Source organism: Ruegeria sp. HKCCA5763 (assembly GCF_013034545.1).
Classification (GTDB): domain Bacteria; phylum Pseudomonadota; class Alphaproteobacteria; order Rhodobacterales; family Rhodobacteraceae; genus Ruegeria.
Genome location: NZ_WQGF01000013.1, coordinates 15,319 through 37,752 on the forward strand (window position 1 = coordinate 15,319; position 22,434 = coordinate 37,752).

The following is a 22,434-nucleotide window of genomic DNA, read 5'->3' on the forward strand; positions in this document are numbered from 1 at the left end:
GCCAAATACTTCCAAGTATTAGCCTAGAAAGGGTCGATTAACGGCCAGCTGAAAAGGCTGGCCGTTACCAGATCAAAGCTGGCGTACAGCTCCTTTTGCCGCGCTGGTGGTCAGCTTGGCATAAGCTTTCAACGCAGTAGAGACCTTGCGTTTGCGCGGCGCGGCAGGTTCCCACCCCTTGGCGTCTTGCTCCTGGCGGCGCTCTGCTAGCTCTTCATCGGACACAGCCAGGTGGATCGAGCGGTTGGGGATATCAATCTCAATTTTATCGCCGTTCTTGACCAGTCCAATTTCACCACCCTCGGCTGCCTCGGGCGAGACGTGGCCAATCGACAATCCGGACGTGCCGCCCGAGAAGCGGCCATCGGTCAGCAAGGCGCAGGCTTTGCCCAGCCCTTTGGATTTCAGATAGGAGGTGGGGTAGAGCATTTCCTGCATGCCGGGCCCGCCGCGCGGGCCTTCATAGCGGATGACAACCACGTCACCCTCTTTCACCTTGCCGGTCAGGATGTCACTGACGGCCTGATCCTGACTTTCGCAAACGTAAGCAGAACCGGTGAATTTCAGGATGTTTTCATCCACACCAGCTGTTTTCACGATACAGCCGTCGCGGGCGATGTTTCCGAACAGAACCGCAAGGCCGCCATCCTGGCTGAAAGCGTGCTCTTTCGCGCGGATCACGCCGCCTTCGCGGTCGGTATCCAATTCTTTGAACCGGTTCGACTGGCTGAACGCCTGCGTTGTGCGCACACCGCCAGGAGCGGCCCTGAACAGCTCTTGCGCCCTGGGGTTGTTGGCGACCTTGATGTCCCAGTTGGCAATCGCCTCGCCCATCGTGGCCGAGTGCACCGTGCTGCAGTCTTCGTGCAGCAGGCCCGCTCGGCTGAGTTCGCCGAGGATCGAGAAGATTCCGCCAGCGCGGTGAACATCTTCCATATGCACGTTCTCAGTGTTGGGCGCGACTTTGCACAAGCACGGCACCCTACGGCTGAGGCGATCCATGTCGGTCATGGTGAAATCGACCTCGCCCTCATGTGCGATGGCCAGCAGGTGCAGAACGGTATTGGTCGACCCACCCATGGCGATGTCGAGGCTCATGGCGTTCTCAAACGCGTCAAAAGTTGCGATCTCACGCGGCAGGAAGCCTTTTTCGTCCAGATCGTAATGTCGCTTGGTGATCTCAACGATACGGCGACCCGCTTCCAGGAACAGCTCTTTGCGGTCGGCATGTGTTGCCAGTGTCGAACCGTTGCCCGGCAAGGCCAGACCCAGCGCTTCGGCCAGACAGTTCATCGAGTTGGCCGTGAACATCCCCGAGCATGATCCGCAGGTCGGGCAGGCGTTTTCTTCGATGTGCTGAACCTGCTCGTCGGTGAATTTGTCATCCGCTGCGGCGACCATGGCGTCCACAAGGTCGATTTTCTTCGCGTCCAGATCGGCGATGTCGATCTTGCCCGCCTCCATTGGCCCACCTGACACAAAGATCGCAGGAATGTTCAGGCGCATGGCAGCCATTAGCATGCCTGGCGTGATCTTGTCACAGTTCGAAATGCAGACCATGGCGTCAGCGCAATGCGCATTGACCATGTATTCCACAGAATCCGCGATCACTTCACGCGAGGGAAGCGAATAGAGCATCCCGTCATGGCCCATGGCAATGCCGTCATCCACCGCGATGGTATTGAACTCTTTTGCAACGCCACCTGCGGCCTCGACTTCACGCGCCACCATCTGACCCAGATCTTTCAGGTGCACGTGGCCGGGCACAAACTGGGTGAACGAATTGACGATGGCGATGATCGGCTTGCCGAAATCATCATCGCCCATGCCTGTGGCGCGCCACAATCCGCGGGCACCGGCCATGTTGCGGCCATGGGTAGAGGTTCTGGATCGGTACAATGGCATGTGCTGTTTTCCCTATTTCCTCGGGTTGCATGTCTTTGGGGTCGTACGTTATAGCGCACGTAGCATATGTGCGTTATAACGTACAAGAGGATTCGCGGAGCGCTAAAATGGATGCTGATGACATTACGCTTAGGTTGCGAGATGTGCGGTCGGCTTCGGGTCTGAGCCTGTCGAAAGCGGCTGAGTTGACGGGCGTCAGCAAGGCCATGCTGGGTCAGATCGAGCGTGGTGAATCCAGCCCGACAATTGCAACACTGTGGAAGATCGCCAAAGGCTTTCAGGTGCCGCTGAGTGCGTTGATCGACACGGCCAATGGCGACCCCTCAGTCTTTCAGACTGTCACCTTTCCCGGCAGTATCGAAGTCAAGATCGTCTTCCCTTTCGATCCCGTTCTGAGGGCCGAGACGTTTCACGTCAGTCTGACCCCGAACCAAAGTCACGAGTCACCAGCGCACGCAACGGGTGTAACAGAAGAAGTCTTTGTTCTTGAAGGTTCTCTCGACATTCTGCGCAACGGGGACTGGGTACCCTTGCAAGCAGGCCAGGGCGTGCGATTTGCTGCTGATTTGCCGCATGGCTATCGCGCAGGTCCGCAGGGGGCAGCGTTTCTGAACATGCATCACTACGCCCAACACACCGAATATTCACAGACGACCAAGGCAGAGTCATGACCGCATTTTTCGACAGCCTCACCATCGTTGACGCCATCGGCTCGTTCGGAGCCCTTATTGTGGTTGCGGCCTATTTCGCGACACAAATGCGGATGATGAACTCTGACGACCTGGCCTTTCCTGTCGTCAACCTGCTGGGGTCGGTGCTGATCGTCTATTCCTTGCTTGAGAATTTCAACTTGGCTTCAATGCTGATCGAAGGGTTCTGGATTTTGATCAGTATCATCGGCATCATTCAGCACTTTCGCCCGCGCGGGGCGCGATAAATCAAGTGGGTATCAGGCGCTAGCGCTATCCACACTTGAACCTAAAAGACGCGGGGTATAGGGAAAATCCAAGCTCGCTTAGGGGAGGCTTTGATGCAGGACGATCCAAAAACCCTCGTTTCGACTGAATGGCTGGCCGCGCATATGAAAGACCCGGATCTGCGGATTCTGGATGGGTCTTGGTATCTGCCCGCGCAGAACCGCGACGCCAAAGCCGAATATGATGCCGGCCACATCCCCGGGGCGCGGTTCTTCGATATTGACGAAATCTCGGATCACCGATCGGAACTGCCGCATATGGCTCCTCCGGTCGAGAAATTCATGTCACGCCTTCGGGCGATGGGCGTGGGCGATGGTCATCAGGTTGTCGTCTATGACGGCGCTGGGCTGATGTCAGCGGCACGTGTCTGGTGGTTGTTCCGTCTGATGGGCCAGGAAAACATCGCGGTTCTGGATGGCGGTTTGCCCAAGTGGCAAGCCGAAGATCGCGAGATCGAGGATCTGCCGCCGGTCATCCGTGATCGTCACATGACTGTGCGCGTTCAAAACCAACTTGTCCGGGACGTCACGCAAGTTTCCGCTGCAGCCAAGTTGGCTGATCATGAGATCATCGATGCCCGCTCTGCCGGTCGGTTTACCGGCGCGGAAGCCGAGCCGCGCGAAGGATTGCGTTCGGGCCATATCCCCGGGTCCCGCAACGTCCCGTTCGGCCAGTTGCTCAATGCAGATGGCACAATGAAATCGCCCGAGGACTGTCGTGCCATTTTCCAGGCCGCTGGCGTTGATCTGTCCAAACCTGCAATCACCTCATGCGGGTCGGGCGTCACTGCCGCGATTCTGAGCCTTGCGCTTGAACGCATGGGCAAGAAAGACCACTCGCTTTATGACGGCTCCTGGGCTGAATGGGGTGCCTTCCCAACCCTGCCCGTCGCAACCGGAGAGAACTGATGTTCGAGAACCTCAAGCCGCAGCCTGCCGACAAGATTCTGGCCTTGATGCAGATGTACCGCGAAGACCCGCGCGATCAGAAGATCGACTTGGGTGTGGGCGTCTACAAGAACGCCGATGGCGTGACTCCAGTGATGCGTGCAGTCAAAGCTGCCGAGCGACGCATTTTGGAAGAGCAGGAAACCAAAGCTTACACCGGTCTGGCGGGTGATCCGGCTTTTGCAGACGCGATGATCGGCTTGGTTCTGGGCACATCGGTTCCGCGTGCCAACATTGCCGCTGTGGCGACACCCGGCGGCACGGGCGCTTGCCGACAGGCGTTCGAGATGATCCGCATGGCGAACCCTTCGGCGCGTGTGTTTGTTTCGAACCCGACCTGGCCGAACCACCTGTCGATCTTGAACTATCTGGGGATAGAGACCGTTCAGTACCGGTATTTCGATGGCGAAACCCGCGGCGTTGATTTCGACGGGATGATGGCCGACCTGAAAACCGCCAAAGCAGGTGACGTAGTTCTGTTGCATGGCTGCTGTCACAACCCGACCGGTGCCAACCTGAACATGGTGCAATGGCAAGAGGTCGTGAACCTGATCAACGAGCTTGGCCTCGTGGCGATGATCGACATCGCCTACCAGGGATTTGGTGACGGTTTGGAAGAAGACGCACAGGCGGCACGCCTGGTTGCCTCATCGGTCAAGGAATGCCTGATTGCCGCGTCTTGCTCGAAGAATTTCGGTGTCTACCGAGAGCGTACTGGTTTGTTGATGGCGATCAGCGCGGACGCCGGACAAACCGCTTTAAATCAGGGAACACTGGCGTTTCTGAACCGCCAGAACTATTCCTTCCCGCCGGATCATGGCGCGCGCGTCGTGACAACCATCCTGATGGATGAGGCCCTGCGCGCGGATTGGGCAGCAGAGCTGGAAGAAGTCCGCCTGTCCATGCTGGGACTGCGCCAGCAAATGGCCGACGAGTTGCAGCGTCTGAGCGGTTCGGACCGTTTCGGTTTCATTGCCCAGCACAGGGGTATGTTCTCACGCCTGGGTGCGGCACCGGAACTGGTCGAGAAACTGCGCGTAGATCACGGCATTTACATGGTTGGTGACAGCCGCCTGAACATCGCAGGTCTGAATGCGGCGACGGTGCCGATTCTGGCACAGGCGATTATCGCCGTGGGTGTCTGACCGGGTCACCATCAAATAACAGAAGCCGCGCCAACCAGCGCGGCTTTTTTCTGGAATATGGCATTCGGTCCGACTGGCCCTATCGCCAACAAACAACCGCCCCTAACCTCATAGAGGTACTGAATACGAGGTTAGGAATGCGCTGGGCTGTTATCTTCAAAGACACAGAGGACATGCTTCAAGTTCGCGCACGGCGCGACCTTCGCGATGCGCATGTCGCATATGCCAAGGCCCATCCCGAGTTGTTGATCGGCGGCGGCTTGAAGCCTGATACAGATGAAGACTTTTGCGGCGCGCTTTGGGTTGTTGAGGCCGACAGCAGAGCGGATGTCGTCGGTTTGATCGAAAAAGACCCTTTTTATGTGCCGCAATATCGTAGCTTTGAAATTTTCACTTGGGGAAAATTGCTCGAAGATCAGATGGCGGTTTTATAAAAAAAGCCGGGCGCGAACGCCCGGCTTAGGCTCTAATATCTCAGGCTTTAGCCCTTCGAGAATTCGGGGTAGGCTTCCATGCCCAGCTCTGCCATATCGAGGCCGTTGATCTCGTCTTCTTCGCTGACGCGAATGCCAAGGGTGGCTTTCAGGATCGTCCAAAGGATCAAAGCGGCCACGAAGGTGAAGACACCGTAGGCCACTACACCGGTCAACTGGGTTATCAGGCTGGCTTCACCGTAGAAGATGACGGCGATGGTGCCCCAGATGCCTGCGAACAGGTGGACCGGGATGGCACCGACCACATCGTCGATCTTGAACTTGTCCAGCATCGGAACCGCGAAGACCACGATGATACCGCCCACAGCACCGATCCAAAGCGCGCCGAACAGGGTCGGGGCCAGAGGTTCAGCGGTGATTGACACCAGACCGGCCAGCGCGCCGTTCAGCACCATGGTCAGGTCAGGCTTTTTGTACAGGACCTGTGTCATGATCAGGGCTGCGACAGCACCGGATGCGGCGGCCATGTTGGTGTTGGCGAAGATGCGCGATACGTCGGTTACGTCACCCACGGTGCCCATCGCCAGCTGCGAGCCGCCGTTGAAACCGAACCACCCCAGCCACAGGATGAAGGTACCCAAGGTCGCCAGCGCCAGATTTGAACCGGGCATCGGGTGAACCTTGCCGTCCTTGTACTTGCCAATCCGCGGGCCAAGGATCAGACAGCCAGCCAGAGCGGCCCAGCCACCGACCGAGTGTACAACGGTCGAACCGGCGAAGTCGGAAAAGCCCATGGCGTCCAGCCAGCCGCCGCCCCATTTCCAAGACCCCGAGATCGGGTACAGGATACCGGTCAGCACGACGACGAAGATCAGGAAGGGCCAAAGCTTGATACGCTCCGCTACGGCACCCGACACGATCGACGCGGTTGCCGCCACAAAGACCAACTGGAAGAAGAAGTCCGACCCGATCGAGGCGTAGTCCAAAGCAGCCTCGGCAGGGTCAACGCCGACTGGATCAAGCACGGTCGGACCACCAATGGCAAGGAAACCATTGAAGTCGCCCGGATACATCGTGTTGAAGCCAACCAGCCAGTACATGATCGCGGCAATGGAAAAGAGCGCAATGTTCTTGATCATCTGCATGGCGACGTTCTTGGACCGCACCAGACCGCCTTCCAGCATGGCAAAGCCTGCAGCCATGAAGAAAACCAGAAAGCCCGCCATCAGGAACAGCAAGGTGGTGAAGATATACTGGGTGTGCAGCGCAGCCTCGCCTTCAGCGGCCTCTTGCGCCAGACCCATCTGCGGCAGCACGACAAGTGCAGCGGCAGGGATGAGAGATTTCATCAGGTTCATTTTACTTCCTCGAATGAGTGTGAGTGGCCGCGCTTACAGCGCTTCCTCGTTGGTTTCCCCGGTTCGCACGCGCAGAGCCTGCTCGACATCGAGGACGAAAATCTTGCCGTCACCGATTTTCCCGGTTTTGGCGGTTTTGGTGATGGTCTCGACGATCTGGTCGGCCATTGTGGCGGGCACCACGATCTCGAGCTTGATCTTGGGCACGAAGTTCACCGCATATTCGGCCCCACGGTAGATTTCGGTGTGACCGGACTGCGAGCCGAAGCCCTTGATTTCGGTCACCATCATGCCGCGCACGCCAGCTTCGGTCAGTGCTTCGCGCACCTCCTCCAGCTTGAACGGCTTGATTGTCGCAATGATCAGTTTCACGTCTTTCCCCTCTGATTGTCCGGTGGGACCGGTTTGTTTGCACCTGCAGAAAAAGAGCGTGACAGAACGTCGTAAGAAACGGTTACGGGTCGTAATTGCATACCAAAATGGCGTATTGTTGCACATTTTTTGCACAAAAAGTACGAAGTGGCTAAAAAATGAGCAGATTGATGAGGGGAAATTACGGAAATTCGGACCTCTACATAGACGGGTCTCCGGGGTATGGTGGCGCAAAAGTATAACGGGCAGAGTTTGAGCATGACTGAGTCCAAGCGCCGAAAGCCGCGATTGGTTGCGGACAAAAGATACCCCTCCAAAGGGCGTAAACCGTCGGCCTCCAAGCGCCCGGCGGGCAAGAAATCGACCGCACGCAAGACGACCGCCCGCAAAACCACGCGCAAGACAAAGCGCAAACGCACCGGCGGAAACGGAGGCGGTATTTTCCGTCGACTCTTCCGCTGGATCTGGAGGTTGATCTGGGGTTTGACGTGGCGCGTGGGGGCAATTGTCGCCGCCCTGATCGCATTGGCGGTCGGCATCGTGTATACAACTCTGCCCAATGTAGATGCCTTACTGGACGGGCGCGCGCGCGGGTCAGTGACCTTGTTGGATCGCGATGGCAAGGTTTTTGCCTGGCGCGGGGATCAGTTTGGCGGGGTGATCACGGCGGATACGGTGTCGCCCCATCTGAAGAACGCCGTGATCGCGACCGAGGACAAGCGATTCTACCGTCATTTCGGTGTCAGCCCGCGCGGCGTTGCAAGTGCCGTGCGCATCAACCTGAGCGAAGGACGCGGGCCTTTGTCTGGCCATGGCGGGTCAACCATCACCCAACAGACAGCCAAACTGCTGTGTCTGGGAGAGCCGTATGATCCGTCTGAATGGGACTCTGAAGCCACTTACGAGGCCGATTGCCGCCAGGGCTCGCTTTGGCGCAAGGCCAAGGAAGCCGTTTATGCAATGGCGATGGAGGTCAAATACTCCAAGAACGAGGTTCTGACGATCTACCTGAACCGGGCCTTCTTGGGTGCAGGCGCGCGCGGGTTTGAAGCGGCCAGCCAGCGATACTTTGGAAAGTCTGCCGCAGAAGTTTCCCCAGCTGAGGCTGCGATGCTGGCCGGTCTGCTGGTGGCACCCACGCGGTATGCGCCAACGAATAACCTGCAACGTTCTCAGGACCGGGCACGGCTTGTGATTGGTTTGATGGAGGACCAGGGCTATTTGACCGCGGCACAAGCCAGCGAAGCACGCACCAGACCGGCCGAGCTTTCAGAAGCTGCCGCTGCGCGCGCAGGCGGATATTTCGCGGATTGGGTCATGGCAAGTGGGCCCGAGTTCTTTACGCGCAACACCACCGAGGATGTGGTGATCCGTACCACTCTGGATCAGCGCATCCAAACCTCTGCCGAAGAAGCGCTGAAGTTCATCTTTCAGGAAAAGGTGCGCGAAGGGTCCGAGGCGCAGGCCGCGATTGTCGTGATGTCTGCGGACGGTGCAGTGCGCGGCATGGTTGGTGGGCGCAAGACAAGGGTGTCTGGTGCGTTTAACCGGGCGACGCAGGCGTTGCGTCAGACAGGGTCGTCCTTCAAGCCGTTCGTTTACGCCACCGCGCTGGAACTTGGGTATTCGCCGCTGGATACGGTGATGGATGAGCCTTACTGCGTGAACATTCCCGGTTCAGGTCAATGGTGCCCCAAAAACTACACCAACAAGTTCTATGGGCAGGTGACGTTGGCAGATGCGTTGATGAACTCTTTGAACATTCCGGCTGTGAAAGTGGCGGAGATTTCGGGTTTGGATAACGTCCGCACTGTCGCAAGCGGCTTTGGTATTGCCAGCGATCTGGCGCAGGGTCCGGCCTTGGCGCTGGGCGCGTCGGAAAGCACGCTGATCGAGATGACCGGAGCTTACGCAGGAATCCTGAACGGTGGATCGGCAGTGGAGCCTTATGGCTTAACCGAGCTGAAGCTGCTGGGGGATGAAACTCCCGTCATGGTCACGACGACAGGTATTGGTGAACGGGTGATCAACGACTCGGCCGCCAAGCAACTGACCTGGATGATGGAGCGTGTGGTGTCCGAAGGCACCGGCGGACGCGCCAAGCTGCCGGGTTGGCAGGTGGCAGGCAAAACCGGGACAACTCAGGCCGCGCGGGATGCGTGGTTCATCGGCTTTACGGCTGATTATGTGACCGGCGTCTGGATGGGGTATGACGACAACACGCCGCTGTCTGGCGTAACCGGGGGCGGGCTGCCTGCTGAAATCTGGAAAGAGACCATGCTGCGCGTCACCGAAGGGATGACGCCTACGCCCCTGCCGATGATGGCACCTGAACCGCCGGTGCAAGTTGCGCAGCCACAGCCCCGTCGTAGGCAGGGCGGTTTTGCGGAAGACATCAATAACCTGCTGAGAAATATATTCGGCGGCAACTAACAAAAAAGGCGGTGCACTGGGTACCGCCTTTTGTCGTTCGTTTCTTGCGTGGTTTAGACGCTGGCATCCAAAGCTGCCAGGATCGCATCACCCATTTCGGTGGTGGACACCGGTGTGACGCCTTCATCCGCCAGCAGGTCGCCGGTGCGGACGCCTTCAGCCAGAACTTTCTCGATCGCGGCTTCAAGGCGGTCTGCCTCTTCGCCCTGATCGAAGCTATAGCGCAGCGCCATGGCAAAGCTGAGGATACAGGCGATCGGGTTTGCTTTGCCCTGACCCGCGATATCAGGGGCCGAGCCGTGGACCGGTTCGTACATCGCCTTGGGGCGGCCATTGGCCATAGGCGCGCCCAGCGAAGCTGAAGGCAACATGCCCAGAGAGCCCGTCAGCATCGCGGCACAGTCGGACAGGATGTCACCGAACAGGTTGTCGGTCAGGATCACGTCGAACTGCTTCGGCGCGCGCACCAACTGCATGGCGCCGTTGTCGGCATACATATGGCTCAGCTCAACCTCGGGGTAGTCGGCGGCGACACGATTCACGACTTCACGCCACAGGATGCCGGATTCCATGACGTTGGCTTTTTCCATCGAGCACAGCTTTTTGTTCCGGCGCATCGCCAGTTCAAAGGCCGAGCGTGCGGCGCGTTCAATCTCGGATTCGGTGTAACGCTGGGTGTTGATGCCGACGCGTTCATTGCCTTCTTCGAAGATGCCGCGCGGTTCGCCGAAATAGACGCCCGAGGTCAGCTCGCGCACGATCATGATATCCAGACCGGCAACGATGTCTTTTTTCAGCGACGAGAAATCGGCCAGCGCGTCAAAGCACTGGGCCGGGCGCAGGTTGGAATACAGGTCCATTTCCTTGCGCAGGCGCAGCAGACCGCGCTCGGGCTTGAGGCTGAAATCCAGATCGTCGTATTTCGGGCCGCCAACAGCACCCAGCAGAACCGCGTCCACCTCTTGCGCTTTGGCCATCGTCTCATCAGACAGCGGCTTGCCGTGGGCGTCATAGGCGGCACCGCCTACCAGATCCTCGCTCACGTCAAATTGAAGACCGCGATTGGTGCCGAACCAATCGATGATTCTGCGCACTTCGGCCATAACTTCCGGGCCAATTCCGTCTCCGGGCAGGATGAGGAGCGAGGGGTTGGACATGAAGGGTCTCCTTGCGTTTTGTTGCACAGGCCCTAGCGTCTGCGGTGCATCGGGTCAATGAGACGAACCCGTCAAAACACGAGGAAAACACATGCTGACACCTGGAAATCCGGTTCCTGCGCTGAAAATCGAAACCGTGGCGCATGGCAGCTTCGATCTTGAGGCAGACAAGGGCGAAAACGGGACTCTGGTGATTCAATATCGCGGACTTCATTGCCCGATCTGCATCAAGCAGATGACCGAGGTCGAGGCGGCGCTGGACGATTTTGCGGCGCTGGGCGTCGAGGTCATCATGATCACAACCGATACCGCCGAACGTGCCGCCGAAACAGCCGAGAAAGCCGGGGCAAAACGACTGCGCGTGGGTCACAGCCTGCCGCTGGCTGCCGCCCGCGAGGATTGGGGGCTGAACATCTCAACCAAGCGCGAAGGCAGTGCAGAACCCGATTTTTTCGCAGAGCCCGGTCATTTCTATATCGCACCCGATCAGACGCTCTATTACGCGTGGCAGCAAACCACGCCATTTGGGCGCCCGTCGATGTCGGATATTGCGGGTGGTCTGAAGTTTACCCTTGGCAACAATTACCCTGCGCGCGGGACTTATACAGGGCCGCTTTGACCGTCAAAGACTAGCCTTGAGCCCTTCGGCCAAAAGGTCCCAGACCCTGCGAATGCGCGGGGTCTGGCGCATGGCTTGCGGCGCGGCCAGCCACACCGGCATTTTCTTGATCTCGACCCCAATATCCAGAATTTCGACCAGCGGATCGGCCTCGGCCACCTGAATCTGACTGAATCCCAGTCCGCAGCCTGCTCTGATCAGTTCCCAATACACGGTCTGGTGGTCGCATCGTGTGGCAAAGGCATCGCGCCCAACGTTCCAGCCCCTTTCCTGCATCGAAGCAATGATGCGGTCATCCGTGTCAAATCCCACAAGGTCGTGTTGGAACACCTCTTCTGGTGAGGTCGGGCGACCTGCGCGATCCAAATAGCTTTTAGCGGCGCAAAAACATAACGAGATCTCACCCAAATGCCGGGTCAGAATGTCCATCTGTTCGGGGCGGTACATGCGCACGGCAATATCGGCTTCTCGGAACAGCAGGTTTTCGGTGGCATCGGTGGCAACCAGTTCCAACTGAATCGCAGGTTCCTGTTGCCGGATATGTGCCAAAATCGGCGGCAGGATGTGGTTCGATGCAAAGACCGACGCGGTAATGCGCACTGATCCTTCCAGTTGTTGCGACTGACCGGCTGCTGTCATGCTAAAAGCGTTCATGGCCGTGTGCATCTGTTGGGCCATGGGCAGCAATTGATGGCCCACATCGCTTAGCTTCAGCCCTCTTGCGTGTCGTTCAAAAAGAGAAACCTCCAGCTCGGCTTCCAGCGTCTGAATCTGCCGTCCCAAGGTGGGCTGGCTGCGGTCCAACTGTCGGGCTGCGGCAGAAAGAGACCCGGTTTCGGCCACCGCAAGAAAGCTTTGGATCAGGGACCAGTCGGCATGTGTAAGGGCTTTGTCCATTCAAAAATGAATACATGATCTGCAATTTGGGGCAATTCCCTATTGCTTTCCTTAGGGTAATCTCTGCCCCAACAGGAGGGAACCATGCCGCAATCCGTACTTATTCTGGGGGCCACGGGCCGATTTGGTCGCAACGCTGCGCTGGCGTTTCGCAACGCCGGGTGGACCGTGCACAGCTTTGACCGCACGCGCGACACGCTGGAACAAGAGGCGCGCGGAATGGACGTTATCGTCAATGGCTGGAATCCGCCCTACCCCGATTGGGCAGGTCTTGTACCGGGCCTGCACCAACAGGTGATTAAGGTAGCGGAGGAGACCGGGGCAACGGTTTTGGTGCCGGGAAACGTCTATGTCTTTGGACCTGAAGCACCGGGTCCCTGGTATGGTGGAACACCGCACAAGGCGCGCAACCCTTTGGGTCGTGTCAGAATAGAGATGGAGGAAGCCTATCGCCGCTCGACCGCGCGTACCATTATTCTGCGTGCCGGGGATTTCATTGACACATGTGCCTCGGGCAACTGGTTTGATCAGGTCATGATCAAAGATCTTGCTAAGGGGCGGTTGGTCTATCCCGGCAACCCGGACATCCCGCATGCGTGGGCTTATCTACCAGATCTGGCCCGCGTTGCAGTGCTGCTGGCCGAAAAGCGCCATGAGTTGCCCCGGTTTTGCGATGTCCCATTCGAAGGTTACACCCTGACCGGATCACAATTTGCTCATGCTCTGTCGAAGGTCACTGGGCAGGACATTTCCGTGAAGCCGATGCACTGGTGGCCCTTGAAATTGGCTCGACCGTTTTGGCGTATGGCCGCGCACTTGCTTGAGATGCGGTATCTTTGGCAAGTGCCCCATCAGTTGGACGGCACATACCTTACCGAGTTGCTAGGCGCGGTGCCGCGGACTGATTTGGATGTTGCCCTATGTTCTGCGATTCCAACGCAACTTGTAGCCCCATCGCCTGCGATCCGGTCCGTCGGCGGCGGTCTGTTGAAACCTGCCAACAACTGACCTTCGTTGCGTTTACTTTGGACGGTGAAGGTTACCCGGTTCAATAAGAGGCCAGACCTCGCGCTGCTAATCCAATTGGCTGCGGCGGAGCGACGGATGCCGCCGCGAACAATTTTTCTGTTTATTGGATCTGATCCTTCAACGGGTGCGCCACGCCCCTTCGGGACCAACTATCGCGTCGCCCGAGGTTTCACGACCTCCACCGGTTTGTTGGCAAAAACCCTGATAGCTGAGGCTCACGAGGCGTGTTGACCCACAGCTCACGGTCCGGGTGCATACCGCCGCCGCGCACAGCGGGCACGGCGGATGACCGCATCCGGTGCAAAAGGCGGGTATCCGCTGTACCGCAATTTGGATGTACGCCGCCGTTTCCAGCCACCTCGGCCTCCCAGCGTGCCTTGCGTTCAGCAACAACATTTGGGTCGTCCAAAACCGGCGCGTTTAGCTCGTTCACATTCAAATCGGCAATAATCTCATCTCCGTCCTCAACCAAAGCAATCGGGCCACCCAAAGCAGCCTCAGGTCCGACATGCCCAATAACCAGCCCGACCGATCCGCCCGAAAAACGCGCGTCGGTCATCAGAGCAACTGTGATCCCCCGTTCGCGGCACAGGGTCGTGATCCGTGCCGTTGCGTCCAACATCTCGGGCATGCCTGGTGCACCTGACGGCCCTTCGTATCGAACAATGATCATATCATTGTCTTCAAATCCCATTGGGTTGGTGTCGAGCATCTCAAGCAGGCGGGCTTCGCCCTCGAACACCCTCGCTTTACCTCGGAACACGTTGTCCTCAAGTCCGCGCTCGACACCTGCAAGCTTCAAAATGGCGCTGAATTCCGGTGACAGATTACCGCCCAGAAGGCGCAGGCCGCCCGTTTCTTTAAAGGGCGCTGACACAGGATAGATCACCGTACCGTCCGGCGCGGCAGCGCCCAGACGTTGGACCTGTTCCGCCAGAGTTTCGCCAGTGCACGTCGGCGCGTCGCCATTGACCATGCCAGCGTCGATCAGTTCCTTGACGATCACCTGCACACCACCGACCCTGTCGATGTCCACCATCGAATAGCGGCCGTAGGGTCGTGCGTCTGTCAGGACCGGAACAATTTTCTGAGACCATTCATTGAACTCTTCTGGTGTGACGATGTCTTTCCAGAAATTCGCGTAACCTGCGGCACGGGCAATCTCGGGCACGTGCAGAACCACGTTGGTCGAGCCGCCGATCGCCATCGCAACAGTCAACGCGTTGCGCAGTGAGTCGCGCCCGACGATGTCGCGCGGTCGCGTGCCGTCTTCAATCAACTTGGCAAGGTAGCCTACCAACTGCGACGGAAACTCTTCCATGCGGCGCGGGTCGTCCGAAGGCGGTGCCACCATATGCAATGGCTGCATGCCCACAACGCCAATAAAGGTCTGCATCGTATTGTAGGTGAAAATCCCACCGCACGATCCAATACCGGGGCAGGCAAGGCAAGCGATGCGTTTGCGGTATGCTGCGTCCTCGCTCCCGGCAACTTGATAGGCGGCGATGATGTCCAGCATTTCGCCGGTTTCCGGGTCTTTCGAGGGATGAATGGACCCATCGGACATCATGATCGCAGGCTGGTTGTGTTCAAGCAAAGCAGCCAGCGTACCAACCGGTGGCTTGTCACATGCCACCACAGCAATTGTGCCCCCCAGGCCGGAGGCTGAGAGATGTTCGGAAAACACGTCGTTGGTCACTTCGCGCCCGATGAGTGAATAGCGCATTTCGCGCGTTCCATTGCGGATGCCGTCAGATGTTGCGATGGAGTATTCAGGCTGAACCAGACGCATGGCGATTTTGCCTGCGTCTTTGCCAATCTGGTCTCGCAGTGCTGCATGTATTGCTTCGACCTTGGGCTGCACGCCAAGATAGCACTGACTATCGCCTTTTGTGCCGACAACACCAACAGAAGGCGCGTGGATCAGATCTTCGTCCGTGCCAAGTTCGCGCGCAATTCCATAGGCCTGAGAGTTGCGTCCAGGATGGTCGTCGATCAGTACAGGATTCTTAGCCACGAGATACCTCCAAAATGGATTTCAGAACTCAATCGACCGCCATCACCTCTGAGGGAAACTGTGGGCGCAAAACCTTGCGCGCAGGCAGGTATGAGGGTTCCAGATCAGTGAAACTCAAAGACGCGGTTCCGTCAATGAAACTCAAATTGGGGTTTTTTTAAACGTATTCTCGGGGCAAAGAGCTATGGCAGCGCCACGTCGACCCAGACCAGCCGGTGCCTGCTTGCACGATGCGCATTGTCCCACAAAGGTTCACCATCTTTGGGCCATAGAACACCTGAATCCAAGACACGCAGATCGCGAGACGGTAAAACGTAATCGACGCGCATTTCACCCGTCGCTTTCCAGTCAACTGTTACGGACGAGCCTGATGGGTCTGTCGGTACCGGATCTTGAAGGCGAGGATCGGTCAGAAGGGTGCGAATGGCCCGTTTGTGACCTTCCCCGCGCTCGGGATCGAGGTTGGCATCACCCGCAATGACGAAGGGACCATTTGGAACCGGCCCCAGATCACCGCTCAGCAGGACAGACCAAAACCTAATCTCATCCCGATTGCGCAGTCCGTTGCGATCCTCGGGCCCATCGAACACCGGTGGGGCTGCGTGAAAGGTCATCAGGTTGAGCCGCCCCAAAGGTGTTTCAATGGGCACCACCCAATGCGCTGTTGAGGACAGGCGCTGTATTTGGTGTGCTTCTTAAGACGGAAAAGGGCGGTCATCCACGAAAGGTAATGCTGCCCCCGGAAGATCTTGCCAGAGCAGCTCTGAAAAGTTCAAAATCTCTTCGGTGACGATTTCATAGCGGGACAGAATTGCCAGCCCGCCCTGTCCGGTGAAACGGCCCCAGCCCTGCGCGTCACCGGGGCCTTGTGTGCGTCCATCACCATCCAGATCCAACGGTGTTTCCAAGCCAGAATTGGGCTGAGCGGCATAAAAGTAACCATAGTCCAGACCAGCGGCGCGCAGCTTTTGAGACAGAGCGTTGACTGCGGCTCCCTCCAGATCCCAGTCGATACCCTGAAGCGCGATAATGTCGGGGCGGGCGGCTGAAACCACGTCGATGGCTGCAAGAACCTGGGCGTCATCCCGGTCTATGTCCCGCAGCAACAGCGCCGGGCCTTTTCGGCTCAGCTCGGTGTTGTAGGTGGCGATGCGCACGACTTCTGCCTGCGCCGCAATGGGCAGCAGAAGCAGGATAAGCAGGCGGATCATGCGGCCTGAGTCGTCTCGCTTGTTGAATAGGCGCGCCGTTTTTCCACGATCAGCCCGGCGATACGCAGGGTGGCCACACCGCGCATGATCATGCTGGCGGGCAGGAAGGCCCAGGCGCTCATCATCCAGATCAGTGTCTGTGGATTGTTCAGCGAAATCGGAGCGATCACACTGTTCATCAGTTTTATGACGGCCGGTATGAGGAACGGTAGCAAAATACCGATACAGATGTTCAGGCGGCCATCACGTTGCAACCGAATAACGACATCTCCGCCCTTGGTGGGGTCAAACAAAGGAAGATTGGTCCATACATTGAAGGCACCGTTTCCTGTGGGCCACCCCCGGACTTTGACGGCATAGGCAAAACTGGCGATCGTCACCAAAGCCGCGACGTAGGCTACGCTGGCTGTAACCCTAATCAGTTCGATCAGCGACTGGCTGGCATCCGCTGGCAGCATCAACACGATCAGGCGCACCGGAGAATAGGGAAAGTCCACCACGTTGGCGACGGCCAGACCAACGCCGTAAGAAAAGGTTGTCAGTTCTGTTGGAGCATAAACGTTTTTGCAGATTAGCGTCAAAAACGTGACCATCGACATAAGGCCAACAAAACGCAGGCGGTTGACCGGTGGGGCATCGCGAAATTCTATAAAGCTGGGAAAGGCCGAGTTATACTCGGCGAACGTCAGTATGAACGCGAGGATCGCGAGGAAGACCAGTATTTCGGTCCCGTTCGTCGATGATACAGGCAGATACAACGCGGGTGTCAGCACCATCAGTGCCACAAGTACTCCGCGTATAGCCGCCCCTGTTGTGCGTGCAATCACATTCCGAACCCTTTTTCAAACCGGACCAGCCGATCTTTGCCGACTTGTATCCAACTTGTGCCCGTCCAATCTCGTCTTTGCGACGGATGCCTCGTTAGCGCCAAGATGAACGATAAGCGGCATTTCGCTCAAGACAGGGTGCAGAAAACACGTGATTTCGGGCAAAATGATGGCGCAACTGGTGCGGGATTGCATCATTTTGGGCGCAAATTCGACGTGTATCTCAATTTGAGACCAAGATGTTGTGGTTGTTGGAAAATCAACCCCAAGAATGAGAGCGGGGCCACCTAGGCGACCCCGTTAGGTTGAGTATCCACAGATTCGACCCCAGAATCAGACCCAAGGGCGGGCTTGACCGGCGTGATCTTCGAATTTGTCGATGTGGTGGTCTTTTTCCATTGTCAGGCCGATATCGTCCAAACCGTTCAGCAAGCAGTGCTTGCGGTGTGGGTCGATGTCGAATTCGATGACAACACCATCCGAGGTTGTGATCTGCTGATCTTCCAGATGAACGGTCATGCGGGCGTTCTCGCCTTTGTGCGCGTCTTCCATCAGGACTGCATGATGCTCTTCCTCGACCACGATGGGCAGGATACCGTTCTTGAAGCAGTTGTTGAAGAAGATGTCGGCAAAGCTGGTCGAGATCACAACCTTGATGCCGAAATCCTTGATCGCCCAAGGCGCGTGCTCGCGCGATGAGCCGCAGCCGAAATTGTCGCCAGCCACCAGAATCTCGGCCTCGCGATAGGCGGGTTTGTTCAGGACGAATTCCTCGTTCTCCTGCCCGTCATCGTGATAGCGCATCTCGTCAAACAGAACGACGCCCAGGCCGGACCGCTTGATAGTTTTCAGGTGCACTTTCGGAATGATCATATCGGTGTCGATATTGATCAGCGGCATTGGGGCGGCCACCCCGTGGACTTTGTCAAACTTTTCCATGTTCACACTCCTGCGGGAGAGGGCCGCGCCCATGCCCCGCGTTTAAGCTTCTTTTGTTTCGTCTTTGGGTGCGTTCTTGACGAAGAACGCCATGAAGACCAATCCGAACCCGTTGAACAGCATCTCGATGCCCAAGAAGATCCCCAGTATACTCAGCAATGCCTGTGGCTCCTGCCCGACATAGCTCCAGATGATACCGGCAAGGATGATCGACAAGATGCCCGAGATCATGGTGGGCCAGAAAAACTGTGTTCCTTTCATCTGGAACGACAGAATGACCCGCGCGATGCCGCCTGCCATGAACAGGATCAGCATCACGGTCGCCAGCGTCAGCGTACCCTGCAATGGGTGACCCAGAAAGGACCAGCCCAGAAACAGCATGACCGCACCCATGATGAGCGACAGGATCTTGTTGCCGGTGCCTTCAACGGTGAAACCGCCGACCACCTGCAACGCGCCCGAGATCAGAAGCAACGCTCCGGTCACGACCGTGACGGCCACAGACGCCACAACTGGCGCGCCCAGCACAAAGATACCGAACGCTATGGACAGAAGCCCCAGCAGGAGCCATTTGATCCAGTCACTCATGTTTTCAATCCCTCAAATATCTAGATATGAGGGAAGCTTACATCAATTCACGGACGTCTGTCAGCCGTCCTGTGATTGCCGCTGCGGCAGCCATTGCCGGGCTCAGCAAATGGGTCCGACCACCACGGCCCTGACGACCTTCGAAGTTGCGGTTCGAGGTCGCGGCACAGCGCTCGCCCGGTTGCAACTGATCCGGGTTCATCGCCAGACACATCGAACATCCGGCCAGACGCCATTCGAACCCGGCCTCTTTGAAGATGTCCGCCAGACCTTCTTCCTCGGCCTGCGCACGAACCAGACCCGAACCGGGCACGACCATGGCGCGCATTCCGTCCTTGATCTTTTTGCCCTTCAGAATTTCGGCCGCGGCGCGCAGGTCTTCGATGCGGCCATTGGTGCAGGACCCGATGAACACTGTGTCGATTTCCACATCGCTGAGCTTCTGACCGGCTTCCAGACCCATGTATTCGATCGAACGGCGGGCCGCGTCGACCTTGCCTCCTTCGAAGTCTTCAGGGTGAGGTACAGATGCGGTGATCGGCAGAACATCTTCAGGGCTGGTGCCCCAAGTCACAACCGGAGCAATATCCTCGCCACGCAGGGTGATGACCTTGTCAAAATGCGCGTTTTCGTCTGTGTAAAGCGTTTTCCACCAGTTCAAAGCGGCTTCCCACTGCGCGCCCTTGGGGGCGTGCGGGCGGCCTTTGACGTATTCAAAGGTGGTTTCATCCGGCGCGATCAGGCCAGCGCGCGCGCCGCCTTCGATGGCCATGTTACAGACGGTCATACGACCTTCCATCGACAGATCACGGATCGCTTCGCCGCAATACTCTATCACATAACCCGTGCCACCGGCTGTGCCGGTTTCACCGATCACGGCCAAAGTGATGTCTTTGGCGGTCACACCCGGCTGCAGTTTGCCGGTGATTTCCACCTTCATGTTCTTGGATTTCTTCTGGATCAGCGTTTGCGTGGCCAGAACATGCTCGACCTCAGAGGTGCCGATGCCGTGGGCCAACGCACCGAACGCGCCGTGAGTCGCCGTGTGGCTGTCGCCGCAAACAACGGTCATGCCGGGCAGGGTCCAACCCTGTTCAGGGCCAACGATGTGCACAATGCCCTGACGCACATCGTTCACGGGGTAGTAGTGAATACCGAAATCCTTGGCGTTCTTGTCCAGTGCTTCGACCTGGATGCGCGATTCCGGGTTTTCAATTCCGTTCACGCGGTCCGGTGTAGTGGGCACGTTGTGATCCGGCACAGCGATAGTTTTTTCCGGCGCGCGCACCTTGCGACCGGCCATCCGCAGCCCTTCAAAGGCTTGCGGGCTGGTCACTTCGTGCACCAGATGGCGGTCGATATAAAGCAAACAGGTGCCATCATCGGCTTCGTGCGCGACATGGGCATCCCAGATCTTGTCATAGAGTGTTTTGGGGGACATCGGTCCTCTCCCGTATGTAATGAGAAATGGCTGGCGAGTTGGCTCAGGCCGCAGATAGGCGGGCCAGAACCGTGCGGGCGGCCCCAAAGAACCGTTCACGCAGGCGCGTGCGGTCTTGCAGTTTCGGAGCAGGGGCCAAGTTGAGTCTCATGCGGTCCAGATATATCGGGCTTGACTGTCAATCAAGGTTCAATCCGGTGTCAGGCTTGCATCACCCGGCGTTGCTGTCCAAGCTGTGATCATGAACCAAGACCTGATCCCCAGCACGTTGTCGGACCTATACAACAACATGGTCGGGGCTTTTTCTGTTCAGTTTGGAAAAATGGTCGAATTGGTCGTTACACCGGGCTGGCGGCAATACCAGTTGATTATCATCCTGTTCCTGTGGGCGCTGGCCTTCCTGCTAAAAGCTCTGACGCAGTCCAGATGGGAAGCTTGGGCACGAGCGCGAAGCGGATGGCCAAAGTGGCGCCTGCGCGTGCTCGTCCAGCTGATGCGGCGGCTGACACTGGTTTATTTCGTGATTTTATCCTGGTCGCTGTATTTGATTATGCAGCACGTCACCTGGCCGTCTCGCAGCTATTTTATTGGTGTGCTTGCAACATTGGCAGCGGCTTGGCTGGCTATTGCGCTGATCGCCAGACTTGTACGAAACCGCACACTGCGGCGCATCTTCAAATGGGCCATGTGGGTCTATGCAACGCTCGTTGCATTGAACCTGACGGATGACGTGGCAGGTTTTCTGGATGGCGTGGCGATTTCCATCGGCGATCTGCACATTTCGGCGCTGGGCATTCTCAAGGCGATTCTGCTGATTGGCGTTCTGCTGACGTTGGCGCGCATCGGCACCCGGGCGGCTGAGCAGGGGTTGCAGAGCAATGATGACATCACGCCGTCAATGCAGGTGCTTTTAGCCAAGGGCATTCAGGTTCTGCTTTATGGCGCAGTCTTTTTGACCGCCATCCGCACGCTAGGGTTTGATCTGACAGGTATCGCGCTGCTGTCGGGGGCGATCGGTGTGGGCATCGGGTTTGGCCTGCAAAAAGTGGTGTCAAACCTGATTTCCGGGATCATCATTCTGATGGACCGCTCGATCAAGCCCGGCGACGTTATTTCGCTGGGCGACACGTTCGGTTGGATCAACGCATTGGGTGCGCGATACGTCTCGGTGGTCACTCGGGATGGGCGGGAATACCTGATCCCGAACGAGGATCTGATCACCAATCAAGTGGTGAACTGGTCGCATTCCGACAAGTTCGTGCGTTTGGATCTGGATTTTGGCACCAGCTATGACGATGACCCTCACAAGGTTCGTTCCACGGCGATCCGGGCGGTGAAAGCGGTGACACGGGTTCTGAGCGGAGGGTCCCATGAGCCGGTTTGCCACATCACCGGCTTTGGCGACAGCAGCGTTGACTATGTGTTGCGCTTTTGGATCAGCGATCCGACCAAAGGGCTGACCAATATTCGCGGCAATGTCTATCTGGCGCTTTGGGACGCTTTCAAGGAAGAAGGCATCTCGATCCCGTTCCCGCAGCGCGAGGTTCGGTTACTGCCAGACGGCGTAACCGCGCAACAGATCGTTGAAGAGTGAACACGCGTACGCGACCTTTGGTTTGCATTCATTGAAATGTTGCAATCCCCTTGTTACCTTATTAGTACCCCGGCGCCGGGGTTTCACGGCGCGCAGCAAAGGAGGACTATGCCCTGTCTCTACATACTCAGGCGGGTTTGCCCGCCGATGATGGGGCCAGTGTAATGGCCCACTCTCAGTCAATCAGCGACAAGCTGCTTGAGCGTATCCTTTCCTCACTTACCGATGACAAGGCCGAAGACGTCGTGCAGATCAACCTGCAAGGTAAGTCTTCTGTTGCGGATCACATGGTGATTGCCTCGGGTCGGTCGACCCGTCAGGTATCGGCCATGGCGGAAAAGTTGACGGATCGCATCAAGCAGGAATTCGGTTTCACTTCGAAGGTTGAAGGCAAGGATGCCGGCGACTGGGTGTTGATCGATACGGGCGACGTGATCGTCCATATCTTCCGCCCCGAAGTGCGTGAATTCTATCAGCTGGAAAAGATGTGGCTGCCTCAGGGCGGCAGCGCCTCGGCGAACTGAGGCGCCATCCTGGCCCGCAT

Annotated in this window: 21 protein-coding genes and 1 pseudogene; 10 read left to right on the plus strand and 12 right to left on the minus strand. The window is 57.5% G+C overall.

Annotated elements, in window-relative coordinates:
• Positions 1-72: 72 nt before the first annotated feature.
• Complete coding sequence (gene ilvD, locus GOV89_RS18970) at positions 73-1,905, minus strand: dihydroxy-acid dehydratase (RefSeq protein ID WP_171181005.1); 1,833 nt, start codon at positions 1,903-1,905, stop codon at positions 73-75.
• Between the two features lie 107 nt (positions 1,906-2,012).
• On the opposite strand from ilvD, the gene GOV89_RS18975 reads away from it, so the two are divergent.
• From GOV89_RS18975 to GOV89_RS18995, 5 genes are all read left to right on the plus strand, one after another.
• A complete protein-coding gene (locus GOV89_RS18975; protein WP_171181007.1) occupies positions 2,013-2,576 on the plus strand; it encodes a helix-turn-helix domain-containing protein in 564 nt (187 codons plus the stop codon).
• The gene (locus GOV89_RS18980; protein WP_171181009.1) at positions 2,573-2,842 is read left to right on the plus strand and encodes a hypothetical protein; all 270 of its coding nucleotides are present in this window, start codon (positions 2,573-2,575) and stop codon (positions 2,840-2,842) included. The genes GOV89_RS18975 and GOV89_RS18980 overlap by 4 nt, the downstream gene beginning before the upstream one ends.
• A 93-nt stretch (positions 2,843-2,935) precedes the next feature.
• Positions 2,936-3,790: a 3-mercaptopyruvate sulfurtransferase gene (gene sseA, locus GOV89_RS18985; protein ID WP_171181011.1), complete on the plus strand. Its 855-nt coding sequence runs from the start codon at positions 2,936-2,938 to the stop codon at positions 3,788-3,790.
• Positions 3,790-4,974, plus strand: coding sequence for an amino acid aminotransferase (locus GOV89_RS18990; protein ID WP_171181013.1), 1,185 nt, complete (start codon positions 3,790-3,792; stop codon positions 4,972-4,974). The genes sseA and GOV89_RS18990 overlap by 1 nt, the downstream gene beginning before the upstream one ends.
• A gap of 137 nt (positions 4,975-5,111) precedes the next feature.
• A complete protein-coding gene (locus tag GOV89_RS18995) occupies positions 5,112-5,408 on the plus strand; it encodes a YciI family protein (protein ID WP_171181015.1) in 297 nt (98 codons plus the stop codon).
• A 47-nt stretch (positions 5,409-5,455) separates the two neighbouring features.
• On the opposite strand, the gene GOV89_RS19000 is transcribed toward GOV89_RS18995, so the two are convergent.
• Together GOV89_RS19000 and GOV89_RS19005 are read right to left on the minus strand one after the other, a co-directional pair.
• Positions 5,456-6,766 carry an ammonium transporter gene (locus tag GOV89_RS19000; RefSeq protein ID WP_171181017.1) on the minus strand — a complete coding sequence of 437 codons (1,311 nt, stop codon included), beginning with the start codon at positions 6,764-6,766 and terminating at the stop codon, positions 5,456-5,458.
• 33 nt (positions 6,767-6,799) lie between these two features.
• Positions 6,800-7,138 (minus strand): P-II family nitrogen regulator, encoded by a 339-nt coding sequence (locus tag GOV89_RS19005; protein WP_058273036.1) that lies wholly within the window; start codon positions 7,136-7,138, stop codon positions 6,800-6,802.
• 258 nt (positions 7,139-7,396) lie between these two features.
• Between GOV89_RS19005 and GOV89_RS19010 the strand changes: the two genes are divergently transcribed.
• Positions 7,397-9,571: a transglycosylase domain-containing protein gene (locus GOV89_RS19010; protein ID WP_171238826.1), complete on the plus strand. Its 2,175-nt coding sequence runs from the start codon at positions 7,397-7,399 to the stop codon at positions 9,569-9,571.
• 53 nt (positions 9,572-9,624) lie between these two features.
• On the opposite strand, the gene leuB is transcribed toward GOV89_RS19010, so the two are convergent.
• Entirely contained in the window at positions 9,625-10,728 is a 1,104-nt protein-coding gene (leuB, locus tag GOV89_RS19015; RefSeq protein ID WP_171181021.1) for a 3-isopropylmalate dehydrogenase, read from the minus strand.
• 91 nt (positions 10,729-10,819) lie between these two features.
• On the opposite strand from leuB, the gene GOV89_RS19020 reads away from it, so the two are divergent.
• Positions 10,820-11,347: a redoxin domain-containing protein gene (locus GOV89_RS19020; RefSeq protein WP_171181023.1), complete on the plus strand. Its 528-nt coding sequence runs from the start codon at positions 10,820-10,822 to the stop codon at positions 11,345-11,347.
• A 3-nt stretch (positions 11,348-11,350) separates the two neighbouring features.
• Here GOV89_RS19020 and GOV89_RS19025 read toward each other — a convergent pair whose 3' ends face one another.
• A complete protein-coding gene (locus tag GOV89_RS19025) occupies positions 11,351-12,244 on the minus strand; it encodes a LysR family transcriptional regulator (RefSeq protein WP_171236340.1) in 894 nt (297 codons plus the stop codon).
• An 84-nt stretch (positions 12,245-12,328) separates the two neighbouring features.
• Between GOV89_RS19025 and GOV89_RS19030 the strand changes: the two genes are divergently transcribed.
• Positions 12,329-13,252, plus strand: a complete 924-nt coding sequence (locus tag GOV89_RS19030; protein ID WP_171236341.1) for an epimerase — start codon at positions 12,329-12,331, stop codon at positions 13,250-13,252.
• Between the two features lie 190 nt (positions 13,253-13,442).
• Here GOV89_RS19030 and GOV89_RS19035 read toward each other — a convergent pair whose 3' ends face one another.
• The 7 genes and pseudogenes from GOV89_RS19035 to GOV89_RS19065 form a co-directional block, all read right to left on the minus strand.
• Positions 13,443-15,290, minus strand: a complete 1,848-nt coding sequence (locus GOV89_RS19035; RefSeq protein WP_348540127.1) for a dihydroxy-acid dehydratase — start codon at positions 15,288-15,290, stop codon at positions 13,443-13,445.
• 182 nt (positions 15,291-15,472) lie between these two features.
• A pseudogene (locus GOV89_RS19040) lies at positions 15,473-16,501 on the minus strand (endonuclease/exonuclease/phosphatase family protein).
• Positions 16,498-17,328: a hypothetical protein gene (locus GOV89_RS19045; protein ID WP_171181031.1), complete on the minus strand. Its 831-nt coding sequence runs from the start codon at positions 17,326-17,328 to the stop codon at positions 16,498-16,500. The pseudogene GOV89_RS19040 and the gene GOV89_RS19045 overlap by 4 nt, the downstream one beginning before the upstream one ends.
• A 333-nt stretch (positions 17,329-17,661) precedes the next feature.
• Entirely contained in the window at positions 17,662-18,267 is a 606-nt protein-coding gene (gene leuD, locus GOV89_RS19050) for a 3-isopropylmalate dehydratase small subunit (protein WP_171181033.1), read from the minus strand.
• Positions 18,268-18,309: 42 nt separating this feature from the next.
• The gene (locus GOV89_RS19055; protein ID WP_171181036.1) at positions 18,310-18,855 is read right to left on the minus strand and encodes an HdeD family acid-resistance protein; all 546 of its coding nucleotides are present in this window, start codon (positions 18,853-18,855) and stop codon (positions 18,310-18,312) included.
• Positions 18,856-18,892: 37 nt separating this feature from the next.
• Positions 18,893-20,296: a 3-isopropylmalate dehydratase large subunit gene (gene leuC, locus GOV89_RS19060; protein WP_171181038.1), complete on the minus strand. Its 1,404-nt coding sequence runs from the start codon at positions 20,294-20,296 to the stop codon at positions 18,893-18,895.
• Positions 20,297-20,339: 43 nt separating this feature from the next.
• The gene (locus GOV89_RS19065; RefSeq protein ID WP_171181041.1) at positions 20,340-20,447 is read right to left on the minus strand and encodes an isopropylmalate isomerase; all 108 of its coding nucleotides are present in this window, start codon (positions 20,445-20,447) and stop codon (positions 20,340-20,342) included.
• Between the two features lie 90 nt (positions 20,448-20,537).
• Here GOV89_RS19065 and GOV89_RS19070 point away from each other — a divergent pair, with 90 nt between their 5' ends.
• Positions 20,538-21,890 (plus strand): mechanosensitive ion channel family protein, encoded by a 1,353-nt coding sequence (locus GOV89_RS19070; RefSeq protein ID WP_171181043.1) that lies wholly within the window; start codon positions 20,538-20,540, stop codon positions 21,888-21,890.
• A 164-nt stretch (positions 21,891-22,054) separates the two neighbouring features.
• Positions 22,055-22,414, plus strand: a complete 360-nt coding sequence (gene rsfS, locus GOV89_RS19075; RefSeq protein WP_171181054.1) for a ribosome silencing factor — start codon at positions 22,055-22,057, stop codon at positions 22,412-22,414.
• Positions 22,415-22,434: the final 20 nt, after the last annotated feature.